The sequence below is a fragment of the Aeromonas sp. FDAARGOS 1406 genome (assembly GCF_019048565.1).
In the GTDB taxonomy this organism is placed as follows: domain Bacteria; phylum Pseudomonadota; class Gammaproteobacteria; order Enterobacterales; family Aeromonadaceae; genus Aeromonas; species Aeromonas caviae.
In genome coordinates, this window is sequence record NZ_CP077378.1 from 2,821,348 (window position 1) to 2,838,558 (window position 17,211).

The window sequence follows — 17,211 nt, forward strand, 5'->3', positions numbered from 1 at the left end:
GTGTGATATGCGAAACCATTAAAAACAACGAGTTACATTTTGGCACGTCCGCTGCAATAGCTGGTTCAGTTGAACATCCACTATTGCATTCGAGGAACTGCCTGATGAGCATTCACGTCAAGAACAACATCCACTGGGTCGGCCAACGGGACTGGGAGGTACGCGACTTTCACGGCACCGAGTACAAGACCCACAAGGGCACCAGCTACAACAGCTACCTGATCCGCGAAGGGAAAAACGTGCTGATCGACACCGTCGATCACAAGTTCAGCCGGGAGTTCGTGCAGAACCTGGCGGCCGAGATCGATCTCGCCGCCATCGACTACGTGGTGATCAACCACGCCGAGGAGGATCACGCCGGCGCCCTGACCGAGCTGATGGCCCGCATCCCCGGCACCCCCATCTACTGCACCCACAACGCCATCGACTCCATCACCGGCCATCATCACCACCCGGAGTGGAACTTCCACCCGGTCAAGACCGGTGACAGCCTGGACATCGGCAACGGCAAGCAGCTGGTGTTCATCGAGACCCCCATGCTGCACTGGCCCGACAGCATGATGACCTACATGACCGAGGATGCGGTGCTGTTCTCCAACGACGCCTTCGGCCAGCACTACTGCGACGAGCACCTGTTCAACGACGAGGTGGATCAGACCGAGCTGATGGAGCAGTGCCAGCGCTACTACGCCAACATCCTCACCCCCTTCAGCCCCCTGGTGACCGCCAAGATCAAGGAGGTGCTCGGCTTCAACCTGCCGGTGAGTATGGTGGCCACCTCCCACGGCATCGTCTGGCGCGAGGACCCCACCCAGATCATCCTGAAATACCTGGAGTGGGCCGACCACTATCAGGAAGATCGCATCACCTTGTTCTACGACTCCATGTCCAACAACACCCGCATGATGGCCGACGCCATCGCCCAGGGCATCCACGAGGTGGACCCCGGCGTGGCGGTGAAGATCTACAACGTGGCCCGCCACGACAAGAACGAGATTCTGACCCAGGTGTTCCGCTCCAAGGGGATACTGGTGGGTTCCTCCACCATGAACAACGTCATGATGCCCAAGGTGGCGGGCATGCTCGAAGAGATCACCGGCCTGCGCTTCCGTAACAAGCGCGCCTCGGCCTTCGGCAGCTACGGCTGGACAGGTGGTGCGGTGGACCGGATCCAGACCCGATTGATGGATGCAGGCTTTGACATCAGCCTCTCCCTCAAGGCCAAGTGGCGGCCGGATGGCTCGGCGCTGGCGGAATGCCGCGAACACGGCCGCCAGCTCGCCCGTCAGTGGGCGTTACACCCGCTGGACGCACCCCGCCCGATCACCACAACCCAGACAACCGTGACGCCCGTCCCCGCGATGCCTGCTGTTGAGCCGCAAGCCGCAGCGGCCGCCGCCGAATGGGATGACGACCAGGCCATGCTCTGCACCGTCTGCCAGTGGGTCTATGACCCGGCCCAGGGTGAGCCGGATCAGCTGGTGGCGCCGGGCACCCCCTGGGCCCAGGTGCCGGAGAGCTTCCTCTGCCCCGGCTGCGGCATCGGCAAGGAGGTATTTGAACCCTGCGCCGTGGAGGCCTGTGTATGAGCGCAGCAACGCAGAGTGACGCCGGCATCAGCCGGGAGATAGTGGTGATCGGCAGCGGCTTCGCTGCCCAGCAACTGGTCAAGAGCCTGCGCAAGCTTAACGCCGAGCAGCCCATCCGCCTCATCACCGCCGACAGCGGCGATGAGTACAACAAGCCCGACTTGAGCCACGTGGTGAGTCGGGGCTGCCCTGCCGCAGCCATGACTCGCCTTAGCGGCAGCGATTTTGCCGAGCAGCAGCGCATCGCGCTGCTGCCCCACTGCCCGGTGCATGGCATCGACCCTGCCCGGCGGTTGGTGCTGACCGAACGAGGGGAATTCCCCTACGGCCAGCTGGTGCTGGCCACCGGTGCCAGTGCGGCGCGCCCCGATCTGCCGGGCAGCGAATCCCTGGTCACCCTCAACAGCCAGCAGGAGTTCGCCGCCATCGAGGCGCAACTGCGCCAGGCCCGCCGCATCCTGGTGCTGGGGGCGGGGCTCATCGGCTGCGAGCTGGCGATGGACATGGCGAGCGCAGGAAAAGAGGTGACGCTGGTGGATCTGGCCGACAGCCCCTTAAGCGCCCTGCTGCCCGCCGCCCTGACCGAGCCGCTGCAACAGGCCCTGCGCACCCAGGGGGTCAGTCTGCAGTTCGGGACGGGTCTCGCCAGGATAGATGCCCAGCCGGGGGATGGCTGGCGCGTCACCCTGACCGATGGGCGCATCAGCGAGCAGGATCTGGTGATCGCCGCGATCGGCCTGCGGCCGAATCAGGCCCTGGCCCGTGGGGCCGGGCTGGCAGTGGAGCGCGGCATCCTGGTCGATGATCGGCTGCAGACCAGCGATCCCCATATCTTCGCACTGGGGGATTGCGTGCAGTGGCGGGGCCAGCTGCTCCCCTTCCTGCAACCCATAGTGCTGGGGGCCAATGCGCTGGCGCGCACCCTGCTCGGCACGCCGACCCCGCTGACCCTGCCGCCCATGCTGGTGAAGGTGAAGACGCCGCGTTATCCCTTGCAGTTGGCCGGCCGCACCAAGGGCGAGGATCTCGCCTGGCAGTGCCGCTGGAACAGCCACGGCATGGTGGCCGAGGCGCGCGATCAAGCCGGCGAGCTGTGCGGCTTCGTGGTGGGGGGCGACCAGATGAGCGCCGCCTTCCCGCTGCTGCGTCAGCTGCCCCGTTAACCCCTTTCATTGCACCGGCCGGGTCGACCCGGCCACGCGAGGAGAACCGATATGGCCATGCAACTGATTCCGTCTCACTGGGTAGTGCGCCGCTCCACCCCCTTCTTCACCCGCCAGAATGTGCCCCAGGCCCTGCTCACCCACCACAACACCGCGGCCGGGGTGTTCGGCCAGCTCTGCGTGATGGAGGGCACCGTCACCTATCACGGCTTTGCCGATGAGCAGGCCGAAGAGCCCGAGCTGAGCCTGGTGATCCGGGCCGGGGAGTTTGCCACCAGCCCGCCCCAGTACTGGCACAGGGTAGAGCTGTCGGAGGATGCCCGCTTCAACATCCACTTCTGGGCCGAGCAGGCCGAATCCGACCAGCCGCTGTTCCACAGCCGCAAATAACGGGGTTTAAGGCTGAGGGGGCGGAGCGGGCAAATGCCCCCTCTGCCCATGCAGATCAAAATCATCAACTCAGATGTTGGTTATCCTGCCCCCTCGATTCGGATGAGCACTGTGAGGGAAGCATGAGCCTGTTGGAAGCCCTGACCATGACCTCGGGTCTGGTCTATCTGGTTCTGTTGTTGTGGCAGGGCCGCAGCGGTTGGGGCTGGACGCTCTCTCTGCTGTTGGCCGCCGCGCTCTGGCTGCTGGTGGCGGATTCGGTACTCTGGCTCGCACTGGGGCTGGTGGCCACGACCCTGGCGCTCTGGCTGCGCTATCGCCCCCTACTCATGCTGGCCCACATAGACAGTCAACGTCTCAGAACGGCCACCAGGCAGCTATTGCTGCTGTGTTGGGTGTTGGTGGCGGTTCAATATGTTGTTCATATCGGACAGTTGGGGCTGGGGATGACCCCCTGGCTGGTGCGCCCCGACGTGGTGGACGGTTTCCTGCCCATCGCAGGTGGTCTCGGGCTGCGGGCCTGGCTCGGGCAGGGGCTGACGGACCCCCACCACCCGGCGGCCACCGTCACCGTGCTGGTGCTCTCCCTGTCGGCCCTGCTGCTGGGTCGGGCGTTTTGTGCCTGGTTCTGCCCGCTCGGGCTGGTGGGGGAGTGGCTGCACGGCCTGCGCTCGCGCCTGTTGCCGGGGGAGTGGACCCCGCCGCGCTGGCTCGATGCCGTGTTGCGCGGCCAGAAGTTTCTGGTGCTCGGCTTTCTGCTCTTCATCATATTGCTGGCGGTACCCGCCGCCGCCCTGCCCGGCTACCTCGCCAGCCCCTACCATCAGGCGGCGGACATGAAGATGGGGGCCTTCTTCTTCAACCTGACCCTGATCTCGGGCCTGTGCCTTGGCTGGGTGCTGCTGCTCACCGCCACCTTCCGGCAAGGGTTCTGTCGCTACCTCTGCCCCTACGGCGCCTGGTTCGCCCTGCTCGGCCTGCTGACCCCACTGCGCATTCGCCGCGACCCGGCCCGCTGCCTGCGAAGTGCGGGCCACGACTGCGACAAGTGCAGCCGGGCCTGCCCCTCGCGCATCCAGGTGCACCAGCTCATCGCGGTGCGCAATCTCGAGTGCACCAGTTGCCAGAGCTGCGTGGCCGCCTGCCCCAAGCGGGCCGATGCCCTGCATCTTGGCACGCAAGGGCAGCGACTCGCCCCCCGCCAACTGCTGGGGCTGCTCTGTCTGTTGCTGCTGGTGTTGCCGCTGCTCGCTTACGGCTTGCTGGATCTCTGGGTCAGCCAGACACCGATCCCTGACCGCTACGAGTTGTTGCAGCGGCTGCCCTGGCTGAGCCACTGAGGGGGAAAGGGCAAAAGGTGGATGATGGGGGGATCTTTCGGATTGGCGATAATAAGCTGTATAAAAATCCCCCGCCAAATTGTTAGCGCCATCCCACTTTGCTCATATTGCAATTGATCATATAGCGCTCCCCACCATAATGGGTGCTGTTATTTGGCGTTGTTAATATCAATTGGATGAGCAACAACATGAATATCAAGGTCAGCTATCCCAAGTGGTTTACCCTGGACCATAAGATCGCGTTCTTCTTCCCGCTGTAATTCCCCGCGGCGGCGCGGCATGCCTGCCATGCCAAGAGCCCGCCTCCATTCCTGAACTGAAATAGCTGCACCCGTCTTCGCCTGTTTATTCTGGCGAGGCGATGTCGTGCACCCATTTCCCAATATTTCCCACCTGCCGGACATTCTATTTTCGGCGGGGGAAGAGACTCATTTTGAATATTTAAATCTGGGGTGTTTATATTATGGAAAACTTCAAGCATCTGCCCGAACCCTTCCGTATTCGTGTCATCGAGCCGGTCAAGCGCACCACCCGTGCCTATCGGGAAGAGGCCATTGTCCGGGCGGGCATGAACCCCTTCCTGCTGGACAGCGAAGCGGGAATTCAGATAATAAGTGCGACACTCATGGATGAATGGCGAGAGGTGGCCAACTGCTGATTGGTGGTACCCTTCTGCTCGCCAAAGTAAAAGCAGTATCACCATGAGCTATCAGCAGTTGACCGAGGGGCAACGATACCAGTTATCGGTGCTTCGCGCACAGGGGATGTCCATCCTTGCCACCGCACGCGCCATTGGCGTTCATCGCTCCACCCTCTACCGGGAGCTGCGTCGTAACGCCGGGCCGCAGGGCTACCAGCCAGACAATGCGCATCAGCACGCCACCCACCGACGGGCCAGTGCGGCCAAATCTCGGCTATCTGCCGATGTCATCCAGTTTGTCGAGCTGACACTCGCCTGGTGGTGGAGCCCGGAGCAGATAAGCGCGGTGGGCAAGCAGATAGGCCTCATGGTGAGTCACGAGTGGATATACCGCCATGTGGCCGCCGACAAAGCCCGGGGTGGCCAGTTGTACCGCCATCTGCGCCAGGGCCACAAGCGCTACCGCAAGGGGGCGAGCAGCCTGCGTTCTCCCATCAAGGAAGCCCGCTCTATTGATGAACGGCCGGCTATCGTCGATAGCCGGGAGCGGCTCGGTGATTGGGAGGCGGACACGGTGCTGGGCAAGCAAGGCACAGGTGCACTGGTCACCCTGGTGGAGCGCAAGAGCCGGCTCTATCTGGTCAAGCGGGTCGCGAGCAAACAGGCTGGGGTGGTGCGGGATGCGATAATCGAGATGTTAACGCCCTACATCGAGCAGGTGCATACCATCACCTTTGACAACGGCGGCGAGTTTGCCGAACACAAGGCGATAGAGGAAGCGCTGGGTGCCGAGACTTACTTTGCGCACCCTTACTCTTCGTGGGAGCGCGGTCTGAACGAGAACAGCAATGGGCTGTTGAGGCAGTTTATCCCAAAGGGAACAGACCTGAGAGAGGTCACGGACGAGGATGTCAGGAGAGCGGAGCAGTGGCTCAACCTACGACCTCGGAAATGTCTCGGATTCAGGCAGCCTGTCAAGGTATTCGAAGAGTACCGTCAGGCGGCATAGGCGAGTGTCGCACTTCGAAGTTGAATTCGCGAAGACGTCTTCATCGACCTGCTGACCGACAGTGGCACCGGCGCCATCACTCAGGACATGCAGGCCGCCATGCTGCGCGGTGACGAGGCCTACAGCGGCAGCCGCAGCTACTATGCCCTGCAACAGGCGGTGCAGGAGATCATCGGCTACTCCCTGACCATCCCCACTCATCAGGGGCGCGGCGCCGAGCAGATTTACATCCCCGTGCTCATCAAGAAGCGGGAGCAGGAGAAGGGGCTGGATCGCAAGAAGATGGTGGCCCTCTCCAACTACTTCTTCGACACCACCCAGGGCCACACCCAGATCAACTGCTGCGTGGCGAAGAACGTCTACACCAGGGAGGCGTTCGATACCTCGGTCACCGCCGACTTCAAAGGCAACTTCGATCTGGTGAAGCTGGAAGAGGCCATCCTGGAGGCGGGCCCCGCCAACGTGCCCTACATCGTCAGCACCATCACCTGCAACTCCGCCGGGGGGCAGCCGGTCTCCATTGCCAACCTGAAGGCGGTGTACGAGATCGCCAGAAAGTACGACATCCCCGTTATCATGGACTCCGCCCGCTTCGCCGAGAACGCCTACTTCATCCAGCAGCGGGAGCCCGGCTACGCGAACTGGACCATCGAGGAGATCACCAGGGAGTCCTACAAGTACGCCGACGGCCTCGCCATGTCGGCGAAGAAGGATGCCATGGTGCAGATGGGGGGGCTGCTGTGCTTCAAGGATGACAGCATGCTGGACGTCTACACCGAGTGCCGCACCCTGTGCGTGGTGCAGGAGGGCTTCCCGACCTATGGCGGCCTGGAAGGGGGCGCCATGGAGCGCCTGGCGGTGGGCCTGCGGGACGGCATGCGCCAGGACTGGCTGGCCTATCGCATCGGCCAGGTGCAGTACCTGGTGGACGGGCTGGAGGCCATCGGCGTGGTGTGCCAGCAGGCGGGGGGCCATGCGGCCTTCGTGGATGCGGGCAAGCTGCTGCCCCACATCCCGGCGGATCAGTTCCCGGCCCACGCCCTGGCCTGCGAGCTCTACAAGGTCGCCGGCATCCGCGCGGTGGAGATAGGTTCCCTGCTGCTGGGGCGCGACCCCGCCACCGGCAAGCAGCACCCCTGCCCGGCGGAGCTGCTGCGCCTGACCATCCCCCGTGCCACCTATACCCAGACCCACATGGACTTTGTCATCGAGGCCTTCGGCGAGGTGAAGAAGAACGCCCACCGGGTGAAGGGGCTGGACTTCATTTACGAGCCGGCCGTGCTGCGCCACTTCACCGCCAGACTGAAAGAGGTCGAGCATAACGACCCGTCAGCCGGCAAGACGCAGAAAAAATTGATAGAAGCATAACGAGTCAGGGGCACAGATTTTTCTGTGCCCTTTTTTTTGGTTCTTCGCGGGATCCTGGGAAAGTGGAAGTTGACAGACAGGGTGCTGGTAAACTGGTTGTCGCCAAACACACCACCACCATCACCCTGCTGTCGCCGTGCATCATATTGATATTACCTCCTTCTGGCCAGGTTATACCGTCATCGCCCAAGCGCTTTCTGCCAACCATCACACCCTGTTTACCCTTGAGCCTCGCGCCGACTTCTTGCCCCGTTGTCGCCGATGCCTGCAACCCACGCCATTGATCCACGACCAACGTATCCGCCGGGTGCGTGAGCGAGACCTATTTGACCGACAAGTCTGGTTACAACTGCCTGTTCGCCGCGTCGACTGTCTGCGCTGTGGTCGCGTCAGTGAACATATCGACTGGCTCCCCTCTGGCTCCCGCCTCACCCGGCGCATGCAGTGCTGGATTGAAGCGCTCGTTCAGTACCTCCCCATCCGCCATGTCAGCCAGCTCACCGGGGTCGGTTGGCACACCATCAAGGAGATCGACAAGCGCCGTTTGCAGACTAGTGTGGGCACCATCGAACTTGGGGAGGTGCGGCGGCTGGTGATGGATGAGTTTGCCCTGCACAAGGGACACCGCTATGCCACCGTGATCATGGATGCCGAGCGAACCCGCGTCCTGTGGGTGGGGCACGGCAACAGTCGGGCCGCTATCCGTCCCTTCTTCGAGCAGCTCGGCGAGCGATGCCAGCAGATTGAGGCGGTGGCGATGGACATGAACACGGCGTTCGACCTGGAGGTGAAGCAACACTGCCCGCAGGCGGAGGTGGTCTACGACCTGTTCCACGTGGTGGCTCGCTATGGCCGAGAGGTGGTGGACCGGGTGCGAGTGGAGCAGGCGAATGCACTGAAAAGCGATAAACCGGCGCGAAAAGTGGTCAAAAGTGCGCGTTGGTTGCTGCTACGTAATCGGGCGAAGCTGAGTGAAAAACAGGATGTGAAGTTGCAGGAGCTGTTGGCGGCGAATCAACCGCTGGCGATGGTGTACGTGCTGAAAGAGGCGTTGAAGGGCATCTGGTATGCGCCGAGCGTGTGGGAAGGATGGCGACGATGGCGGAGCTGGATGCGGCAGGTGAAGGAAAGCGGGCTAGCGCCGCTGCAACGATTTGGTCGAAATTTATCGAAATATATGCGGGGGATCCTGGCGAGTGCAAACTACCCGATGCACACGAGTGTGCTGGAAGGGGTGAACAACAAGATCAAAGTGATAAAGCGCATGGCATATGGATTTAGGGACTCAGAATACTTTTTTCTGAAAATCAAGGCGGCCTTCCCCGGAAAGCCGCGATGAACCTTTTTTTTCACTGCTCTGTGAAAGATTTGGAGTGACACACATGACATCAACACCGTCCGTCATCGGAGGGGCCTGCATCATTGCCAGCGTCTGTGTCGGTGCCGGCATGCTGGGGCTGCCGAGCGCGGGAGCCGGGGCCTGGACCAGCTGGTCAACCCTCGCCATCATTCTTACCATGGTCGTCATGACGGTTTCAGGCTGGATGCTGCTGGAAGCCCTGAAACCCTACGCATTGACCGCCTCCTTCAACTCGGTGACCAAGGATCTGCTCGGTCACAGGATCAATCTCTTCAACAACCTCACCGTCTATTTCGTGGGCGGCATTTTGCTCTATGCCTACATCACCTCGTCGGGTCTCATCCTGGGCGGCCTGCTGGGCATCAATAGCCAGCTGGCCTCGGTGTTGTTCGTGCTGGTGTTCTCCTGGTTCGTCTGGCATTCGACCCGGGCGGTGGACAGGATTTCGGTCGTCCTGATCGTCTTCATGGTGCTGAGTTTCGTGTTCGGGGTCTCCGGGCTTGCCAGCAAGGTCGACACCGCCAAGCTGTTCAACTCCTTTGCCGAGGAGCTGGGCCGCGCCCCTTACGCCCTGGCCATGTTGCCGGTGGCGCTCACCTCGTTTGGCTACCACCACTCGGTGGCATCGATGCGCGCCTATTACGGCGAGGAGCAGAAAGCCAGGCAGGCGATCCTGGGGGGGACCCTGATCGCCCTGGCGCTCTATCTGCTGTGGCTGCTCAGCATCTTCGGCAACCTGCCTCGTCCCGCCTTCGGCCCCGTCATCGCCAAGGGGGGTGACGTGGATGTGCTGCTGGGGGCGCTGGCCTCGGTGATAGAGTCCAGGCAGGTCTCCCAGGCCATCAACCTCTTCTCCATGGCGGCCATCCTCTCCTCCTTCATCGGGGTGGGGCTCGGGGTGTTCGACTATCTGGCGGATCTGTTCCGGTTCGACAACAGCCGCCGGGGGCGGGCCAAATCCTGGGCGGTGACCTTCCTGCCCCCCCTGGCGCTCTCCCTGATGTTCCCGTTCGGCTTCGTGGTGGCCATCGGCTATGCCGGGGCCGCGGCGACCGTTTGGGCCTGCATCATCCCGGCCCTGCTGGCGAAGAAGTCCCGGGAGCTGGCCCCGGACGAGGCGGGGTTCAAGGCCCCCGGCGGCCAGCCCATGGTGGTGGCCGTCATCGTCTTCGGGGTGCTTACCGCCATCTTCCACCTGATGGCCATGGCGGGTCTGCTGCCCGTCTACACCGGTTGACCCTGGTGTGCTGAACCTGGCCCCATCCCGAGCATATTCCACGGATGGGGCGCAGGATCCGGTCCGTTTCTCCCCATTTTCCCTCCGGATTTGATACCCGAAGGCATGCAGGGTAAAGTCCCCCGGCGCCAGCAGTGGCGAACGCAGGAGAAGCACGGCGGTGTGCCGTGACCAGTCGACAATCCGTTTGGGGGAGTAATGGAACAGAAACCATCGTTGGTGGGCGGGGCATGCATCATTGCCGGCGTCTGTGTGGGGGCCGGCATGCTGGGGCTGCCGAGTGCGGGGGCGGGCGCCTGGACCCTCTGGTCCATGCTCGCGGTGGCACTGACCATGGTGGTGATGACGGTCTCCGGCTGGATGCTGCTGGAGTCCTATCGGGGCTATCCCCTGCGCGTCTCCTTCGATACCGTGACCCGGGATCTGCTGGGGGAGAAGGTCAACGCCCTCAACAATCTCAGCGTTTATTTCGTCGGTGGCATCCTGCTCTATGCCTACATCACCTCGGCCGGTCTCATCATCGACGGTATGACGGGGATGGGCAGCCAGTGGGCGTCCGTGCTCTTTACCCTGGCCTTCTCCCTGCTGGTGTGGCACTCCACCCGGGCGGTGGACCGCATCTCGGTGTTGCTGGTGATCCTGATGGGGCTGAGCTTTGCCTTCGGCATCTCGGGCCTGTCGATGAACGTGCGCTTCGATCTGCTGCTCGACCGGGTGGGCAGCGAAGTGAGCTACGCCCCCTATGCCCTGGTGATGCTGCCGGTGGCGCTCACCTCGTTCGGCTACCACCATTCGGTCTCCTCCATGCGCGCCTACTACGGTGAAGAGCGTCGCGCCAGCCGCGCCATTCTGGGGGGCACCCTGATCGCGCTCGCGTTTTACCTCATCTGGCTGGTGAGCGTCTTTGGCAACCTGCCCCGCAGCGAGTTCGGCCCGGTGATCGCGGAGGGGGGCAACGTGGATGCCCTGCTCAAGGCTCTCGGTTCGGTGATCGAGTCCAAGGCGGTGGCCAGCGCCCTCAACGCCTTCTCCATGGCGGCCATCCTCTCCTCCTTCATCGGGGTGGGGCTCGGGGTGTTCGACTACCTGGCGGATCTGTTCAAGTTCGACAACAGCCGGGGTGGCCGCGCCAAGTCCTGGGCGGTGACCTTCCTGCCGCCCCTGGTGCTCTCCTTGCTGTTCCCGTTCGGCTTCCTGGTGGCCATCGGCTATGCGGGCGCCGTGGCGACCCTGTGGACCTGCATCATCCCGCCCCTGCTGGCCTGGAAGGTGCGGGCGGCCCGGCGCGAAGAAGGTGGCGAGGGCTTCCGCGCCCCCGGTGGCCTCTTCATGATCGTCCTGGTGATCCTGTTCGGCGTGCTGACCGCCGCCTTCCACCTGCTCAACATGGTGGACCTGCTGCCCGCCTACAAGGGCTGAGCCGTGACCCGGGTCGCAGTGCCAGCACACAATGACAAAGAAGGAGCCTCATGGGCTCCTTCTTGCTTGTCACACAGGCAATATTGGCGTCGGTTACTGAATGCCGACCGACAGGGAGTGGGGGACCTTGGCGCCTTTACGGGCGGTGGCGCGCATCTGGTAGACCTGGATCAGGTACTTGCCCGACTTGGGCAGGGTGCCTTGCCATTTTGTGTCCACGTTGCCGCCGCCCAGAGCCTCGGCCTGACCCGGGATGGCGCCCGGCGCGAAGACGTTGAAGTTGGCATTGGTGCTGCCGGTGATGGCGACAGTCATGGTCTGGCTAGATTGGCCCCTTGAAGATCCAGACACTTCGCCCCTCTTAACTTAAGAGGTAGTCTTGGAGCTATGTTCAGTACTAGTCACAACGAGAAGATGGTCGAAGTGTTAACAGGGGCCGAGCGCCGTCGACGCCGGACTCCACAAGAAAAGATCGCCATCGTGCAGCAGACCTTTGAGCCCGGGATGACCGTCTCTCATGTTGCTCGCTTGCACGACGTCAACGCAAACCAGCTTTTCAAATGGCGTAAGCAATTCCAAGAAGGGTCTCTCACGGCGATCACCGCCGGTGAGGATGTTGTTCCTGCTTCCGAGTTGGCTGCTGCCATCAAGCAGATCCGAGAGCTACAACGTCTGCTCGGGAAGAAGACCATGGAGAACGAGATCCTCAAAGAAGCCGTGGAGTATGGTCGAGCAAAAAAATGGATTGCGCATGCGCCCTTGTTGCCGGGGGACGACGATTAAGTGCTGTGAGCCAGGCTCTTAATGTATCGCGTGCGCAGCTATCCGTTCGTGTTCATCGAAAACCGGGTTGGCAAGATGGTCGTCATCATCGCCAGCGTGATGATGCAGCCTTACTTGGCCGTATCATGGAGGCGATGGCAGAGCTTCCCTCCTATGGCTATCGCCGGGTCTGGGCGCTGTTACGGCGCCAGTCTGAGGCAACAGAACAACCTGTGGTAAACGCTAAGCGGGTATATCGCGTAATGCGCGAGCATGGCTTGCTGCTGGAAAGAAAACCAGCAGCACCATTGGCCCAGCAGGCACATAAGGGGCGTGTTGCCGTCAAGGAGAGCAATCGACGGTGGTGCTCAGATGGCTTCGAGTTTCGCTGTGATAACGGTGAAAAACTACGTGTCACGTTCGCCATGGATTGCTGCGATAGGGAAGCGTTGGACTGGGCGGCCAGTACTGGGGGTTACGACAGTGACACTGTGCAAGATGTCATGCTGAGGTCTGTCGAACGTCGCTTTGGGGATTCGTTGCCGGCATCACCGGTGGAGTGGCTGACTGATAATGGCTCGGCGTATCGAGCCCATGAGACCCGCGCGTTTGCACGAGAAATCGGGTTGGAGCCCAGAACTACTGCGGTGAGAAGCCCACAGAGCAACGGTATGGCGGAGAGCTTCGTGAAGACGATGAAGCGAGACTATATCGAGATGATGCCAAAACCGGATAGCCGAACAGCGGTAGGCAATTTGGCTATCGCGTTTGAGCATTATAACGAACACCACCCGCACAGCGCCTTGGGATACCGTTCACCCCGGGAATTTCTGCGCAGTCGGGTATCACAATCCTAAGCGGGAAAAAGTGTCTGGACCTATGGGGTCAAATCCACTGGCCTTCTTTGGCGCCCAGAGTGTAGTTGATGGTGTCATAACCGGAGAAGGTGCCGTCAACCTTGGCGCTGTGCGCGCCTTTGGCGAAGTGCACCGGCACCGTGGTCACCTTGTCTGCCGCCTGAACCGAGGCCGCCATCATCATGGCCAGCAAGGCGGCCGTTACTGCTTTTTTCATTATCTATTGCTCCTGTGATCGGGCCCTGGCACGGGCCTCGAGGGGAAGATATGCCTGAACGATGACGCGACTCCATCGAAATGATGGGGCGGTCGGAGTGGGGGATGTTGCAAGATTTGGGGTATGCACAGACGGACATGGTGCCTTTTGGCCGCAAGCCAGATGAACACAAGGTCGATGGGGTTTTATATGGCGAGTATCCCTGATACAGGGGGCGTTTTTGTCAACGTGGTGTTGACGAACAGGGTGCCCGCTGCGGCCATGACTCTGCGACAGAATTGATCGCCCCGGGTCTCCTGCATGGTCAGGGCGCGGGAGGGCTTGCGGAAAAAGAGGACGTCATGGCTGGCTGGTGCCCTCAGCCGCCATGGCCTGCTGCTCATAGCGCGCCACCGTGCCGTCCTGCTTCATTTGCCGGATCACGCTGGCAAGGGGGGCCAGCAGATCCTGATGCCGTTCGTGCAGGTAGACGTAAGAATCGGCCAGCTCCATCACCCCGGCGGAGTAGATGCCGGCATAGCCCGGGTCCTGGCGCGTCAGGGCGGCCAGGGCCTGGCTGGCAATCAGGGTCTGCTCCACATAGAGGTCACTGCGCCCCTTGAGCAGCTTGCCCATCCCCTGCTCGGCGGTGGTGATGGCAAAGAGCCGGTTCGGTGCCACCACCTTGCCCAGCATCATCTCCGGCAGCTTGGCGCCACGGCGAAACTCGACCCGATAACCGGTGCCCAGCAGGCTGTGCCACCCCTGCAGCTGGATCCCGGGCTGGTGGGCATAGGCCTGATAGGAGACGGCGAAATGGGGCTCGGGCACGCGCTGGAGGGTGCGGGTCTGCTGCTGGTAGCTGGCGGCGCGGTGGATCTCGCCATCGACCTGTCCCTGCTCTGCCAGCAGGGGGGCCCGTCCCCCGGGGTAGCCCTGGTACTGGAAGTCATAGCCCAGGCGAGCGAACGCGTCCCGATAGATGAGATCGAGCCAGCGACCATAGGGGGACTCCCTGGTTTCAAGGGAGCTCACCAGTGTGATGTTGCCCCTGCCTTGCGCCCCCCATACCTGGAAGGCCAGCAGCAAGAGCAGTGAAAGAGCGAAGAAGCGGTATCCTGAAACCTGCGCCATGGTGTCCCTGTCAGAGCGGTGGTTGCAAAGGGTGACAGTCCTATCCTAGCCCAGGGGGTTGCCCGGTCCAGCGCTTTCTGCCGTCCGCCCGTGGATACCCTCCGGGCCGCCTTGCCCGAATGAACGACAACAAAGGGAGATAGCCAGCGCCGCTCACAGGCTGGCGAAATCCACCTCGGGCAGGGTTTCGAAGCCGGGGCGGGCAAACAGATAGCCCTGCATCAGGCTGACGCCCATCTCCCGCAGGCAGGCCATCTCGTCGCGGGTCTCGACCCCTTCCGCCAGCGGGGTGATCTGCAACTCCGTAAACAGCGCCAGACAGTGGCGAACGATGGCCTGACGGATCGGGTCCTGGTCGATGCCGCGCAGCAGGTGCATATCGAGTTTGATGATGTCGGGGCGAAAATCGGCCAGCAGACTCAGGCCCGAGTAACCGGCGCCAAAGTCGTCGATCGCCGTCTTGAAGCCCAGGGCCTGATAGTGATCGACGATGCCGCGAATATGGCGGTTGTCCTGCACCTGTTCCACCTCGGTGAACTCGAACATGATCTGCTCGATGGGGAAGAGGTGCTCGCGGGCCGCCTGCAACGTGGTGCGAATGCAGCGCTCCGGGCGATAGACCGCATTGGGCAGGAAGTTGATGCTCAGCATGCCCCGCATATCGAGCCGGGCGGCCAGCGCGATGGCCTTGATGCGGCACAGCTGATCGAAACGGTAGCGGTTGTCGTCGTTGACCCGGGCAATCACGCTCTGCGCCGACTCGTTGTTGAGCCCCCGCACCAGGGCCTCGTAGCCGAAGACAGTGCGTTGGCTGCAATCGACGATGGGCTGGAAGGCCATGGTGAAATCGAAGTCGAGATCCACCTGCTCATGACACTGCTGGCAGAGGGTGGAGGACGGGGCGGCAGGTATATCCATGACTCTCCTCTCGGGGCGTGGCGGCGCTGGGGACTGACTCAAATGATAACAGCTCGGCTCCGCCAGCAGAGTAATTTCCCGGTAATACGCAGCCACTCCTCCTGAGGTACCAAACGTTACCCCGTTTGCTGCAAGATATGCGGCAAGGGCGGGCGCGGATGGCCTCGCTTGTTTGCCAGAGATCGGGCGATGCCCCGTAGGCACCCGTTAGCGCCGCTGGTGGCAGCCAACTCCGCCAAGGCAGTCGGTATAAACAGAATTTATGGGTTTTCGGATAATGACCCAATTTTTACTTATGCATGCTCGCAGTGTGCCCTGATGCAGCAACTTGGCCCGCTCATAGCCCGCAAAGGGCAATGGCCGATCTTGAGCAACCGGCATAGAGCACCAGCCAATGCCCTGTAGGTTCGATTAGCGCAGCGTAATCGGACGAACGAGAGGCTTTGATTGCGGTTGTTGTCGTGCAACAGAGGCGGCCAGCCGGAGGGAGGAAATTCGGCTGGCTGTTATGGCGGGAGAATCGATTTACGCGAACGTCCGATTACGCCTGGCGGCTAATCGAACCTACGGGTTGCCCCCTTCTCCCCTCGCGGGAGAAGGGTTGGGGATGAGGGGGCGTTATGCCAACCCAAGGTCAATGTTGGGTTTCTCGATGCTCGGCACCGACCGGCATGCTCTGCAAGCCACCGCTTTCTGTAGGTTCGATTAGCGCAGCGTAATCGGACGAACGAGAGGTTTTGATTGCGGTTGTTGCCATGAAACAGGGTGGCCAGCCGGAGGGGAAAATTCGGCTGGCCGTTATGGCGGGAGAATTGATTTACGCGAACGTCCGATTACGCCTGACGGCTAATCGAACCTACGAACTGACATTGTTAGCTAATGCCAATTACGGACATCATGTTTGAAAATTTGCTTGATGAGAAAGTTGCATTCATAATGCTCATGCTTTTTTCATCTGAATAAACATTTAAACCAAAGGGTTTTAAATTTAATTTATTAACTGTAACACTTCCATTCTTTTCTTTTTCACAGTCAATTATCACGCCATCTGGCGTAGTTACTTTAACTCTATTTCCGCTTTTAATTACAAGAACAGATGGGTTTGTAGAGAAATTATCTTTTACCAATGGATACCACTCTGAACCATCTTGTTTGGCTGGTATATTAATCCATATCCTGGGAATCTTGCCATCCCCTATTAATATGGGAGCGAATCCTTTGAAATCTATCAAAGTATTAACATTGGATATGATGTTGCTACCGATATAAATACTACTCGGTGCCTTATAGTTGGTGGGAAGAGAATTAATCTTCATTGCCATTCTCCCTTAGTAACATGTAGTTTTCTTTTTTTGTTATTGATGAAGTGCTCTTCTATCGCGTTTAGTAAATCTTCCTTTTCTTTGTCTTCATTAGATTTAACGAAACGCTTTGTTACTAGGCAAATAAATAAGCCAATGACTAGCGATATTATTTCCCATCCAGCTAGTTGAGGGTCTTCTTTAGCTACTAAGGAGGCTACGGCTTTTCCAATGATCGATATTAGTAGGCCTATACTAGCACCTGCGAACAAATTAAAATACATTTCTGTGTTATCAGGCTTTTTTATGATGCTAAATTCATATCTAGTTAAATCGTATGGCATTTCAGCGATATAACGTGTGGGCTCACTTTCTATAAAACCTTCCATTATTAACGGCTTGTCGAATATCTCGCCAGAAAAATGCTTTGATGCGACATTCTTAGAGTCTTTAGGCAATTTAGGTTCCTTTATCCTATTGATAATGACTCATGTCATAAAAATACTAACCTTATCACACAGAGATTCT

17 protein-coding genes and 1 pseudogene are annotated in these 17,211 nt (G+C 60.3%); 12 read left to right on the forward strand and 6 right to left on the reverse strand.

Annotated features, from left to right (window positions below; translation table 11 throughout):
- Nucleotides 1–104: 104 nt before the first annotated feature.
- The 11 genes from norV to I6L36_RS13300 all read left to right on the forward strand — a co-directional run bounded on the left by norV (nucleotide 105) and on the right by I6L36_RS13300 (nucleotide 11,515).
- Entirely contained in the window at nucleotides 105–1,589 is a 1,485-nt protein-coding gene (norV, locus tag I6L36_RS13250) for an anaerobic nitric oxide reductase flavorubredoxin (protein WP_053288906.1), read from the forward strand.
- Complete coding sequence (gene norW, locus I6L36_RS13255; RefSeq protein ID WP_053288905.1) at nucleotides 1,586–2,752, forward strand: NADH:flavorubredoxin reductase NorW; 1,167 nt, start codon at nucleotides 1,586–1,588, stop codon at nucleotides 2,750–2,752. Before norV ends, norW begins: the two co-directional genes overlap by 4 nt.
- 51 nt (nucleotides 2,753–2,803) lie before the next feature.
- Complete coding sequence (locus I6L36_RS13260) at nucleotides 2,804–3,142, forward strand: DUF1971 domain-containing protein (protein ID WP_042864709.1); 339 nt, start codon at nucleotides 2,804–2,806, stop codon at nucleotides 3,140–3,142.
- A gap of 122 nt (nucleotides 3,143–3,264) precedes the next feature.
- Nucleotides 3,265–4,482 (forward strand): 4Fe-4S binding protein, encoded by a 1,218-nt coding sequence (locus I6L36_RS13265; protein WP_052814748.1) that lies wholly within the window; start codon nucleotides 3,265–3,267, stop codon nucleotides 4,480–4,482.
- A 188-nt stretch (nucleotides 4,483–4,670) separates the two neighbouring features.
- Nucleotides 4,671–4,742, forward strand: a complete 72-nt coding sequence (gene tnaC / locus I6L36_RS22265) for a tryptophanase leader peptide (protein ID WP_223302601.1) — start codon at nucleotides 4,671–4,673, stop codon at nucleotides 4,740–4,742.
- Between the two features lie 203 nt (nucleotides 4,743–4,945).
- Nucleotides 4,946–5,140, forward strand: a complete 195-nt coding sequence (locus I6L36_RS13275; protein ID WP_216986716.1) for a hypothetical protein — start codon at nucleotides 4,946–4,948, stop codon at nucleotides 5,138–5,140.
- A 43-nt stretch (nucleotides 5,141–5,183) separates the two neighbouring features.
- On the forward strand, nucleotides 5,184–6,131 hold the full coding sequence (locus I6L36_RS13280; protein WP_019706001.1) for an IS30-like element ISAs2 family transposase: 948 nt from the start codon (nucleotides 5,184–5,186) through the stop codon (nucleotides 6,129–6,131).
- 87 nt (nucleotides 6,132–6,218) lie between these two features.
- Nucleotides 6,219–7,499: a tryptophanase gene (gene tnaA / locus I6L36_RS13285; RefSeq protein WP_254203435.1), complete on the forward strand. Its 1,281-nt coding sequence runs from the start codon at nucleotides 6,219–6,221 to the stop codon at nucleotides 7,497–7,499.
- Nucleotides 7,500–7,635: 136 nt separating this feature from the next.
- The gene (locus tag I6L36_RS13290) at nucleotides 7,636–8,838 is read left to right on the forward strand and encodes an ISL3-like element ISAeme19 family transposase (RefSeq protein ID WP_080988673.1); all 1,203 of its coding nucleotides are present in this window, start codon (nucleotides 7,636–7,638) and stop codon (nucleotides 8,836–8,838) included.
- A gap of 43 nt (nucleotides 8,839–8,881) precedes the next feature.
- Nucleotides 8,882–10,096 (forward strand): aromatic amino acid transporter, encoded by a 1,215-nt coding sequence (locus I6L36_RS13295; RefSeq protein ID WP_043155441.1) that lies wholly within the window; start codon nucleotides 8,882–8,884, stop codon nucleotides 10,094–10,096.
- A gap of 198 nt (nucleotides 10,097–10,294) precedes the next feature.
- Complete coding sequence (locus I6L36_RS13300; protein WP_216986717.1) at nucleotides 10,295–11,515, forward strand: aromatic amino acid transporter; 1,221 nt, start codon at nucleotides 10,295–10,297, stop codon at nucleotides 11,513–11,515.
- Between the two features lie 93 nt (nucleotides 11,516–11,608).
- Here I6L36_RS13300 and I6L36_RS13305 read toward each other — a convergent pair whose 3' ends face one another.
- Entirely contained in the window at nucleotides 11,609–11,830 is a 222-nt protein-coding gene (locus I6L36_RS13305) for a hypothetical protein (RefSeq protein WP_254203436.1), read from the reverse strand.
- A 99-nt stretch (nucleotides 11,831–11,929) separates the two neighbouring features.
- Here I6L36_RS13305 and I6L36_RS13310 point away from each other — a divergent pair.
- A pseudogene (locus tag I6L36_RS13310) lies at nucleotides 11,930–13,199 on the forward strand (IS3 family transposase).
- Here the strand turns inward: I6L36_RS13310 and I6L36_RS13315 are convergent.
- The 5 genes from I6L36_RS13315 to I6L36_RS13335 all read right to left on the reverse strand — a co-directional run bounded on the left by I6L36_RS13315 (nucleotide 13,163) and on the right by I6L36_RS13335 (nucleotide 17,141).
- Nucleotides 13,163–13,351, reverse strand: a complete 189-nt coding sequence (locus I6L36_RS13315) for a hypothetical protein (RefSeq protein ID WP_254203437.1) — start codon at nucleotides 13,349–13,351, stop codon at nucleotides 13,163–13,165. The pseudogene I6L36_RS13310 and the gene I6L36_RS13315 overlap by 37 nt on opposite strands.
- A 339-nt stretch (nucleotides 13,352–13,690) precedes the next feature.
- A complete protein-coding gene (locus tag I6L36_RS13320; RefSeq protein WP_042882740.1) occupies nucleotides 13,691–14,464 on the reverse strand; it encodes a hypothetical protein in 774 nt (257 codons plus the stop codon).
- 153 nt (nucleotides 14,465–14,617) lie between these two features.
- Nucleotides 14,618–15,382, reverse strand: coding sequence for an EAL domain-containing protein (locus I6L36_RS13325; RefSeq protein ID WP_053288904.1), 765 nt, complete (start codon nucleotides 15,380–15,382; stop codon nucleotides 14,618–14,620).
- 872 nt (nucleotides 15,383–16,254) lie between these two features.
- Nucleotides 16,255–16,698 carry a hypothetical protein gene (locus I6L36_RS13330; protein WP_152952594.1) on the reverse strand — a complete coding sequence of 148 codons (444 nt, stop codon included), beginning with the start codon at nucleotides 16,696–16,698 and terminating at the stop codon, nucleotides 16,255–16,257.
- Nucleotides 16,695–17,141 carry a hypothetical protein gene (locus I6L36_RS13335; RefSeq protein ID WP_053288903.1) on the reverse strand — a complete coding sequence of 149 codons (447 nt, stop codon included), beginning with the start codon at nucleotides 17,139–17,141 and terminating at the stop codon, nucleotides 16,695–16,697. The genes I6L36_RS13330 and I6L36_RS13335 overlap by 4 nt, the downstream gene beginning before the upstream one ends.
- Between the last annotated feature and the right edge of the window lie 70 nt (nucleotides 17,142–17,211).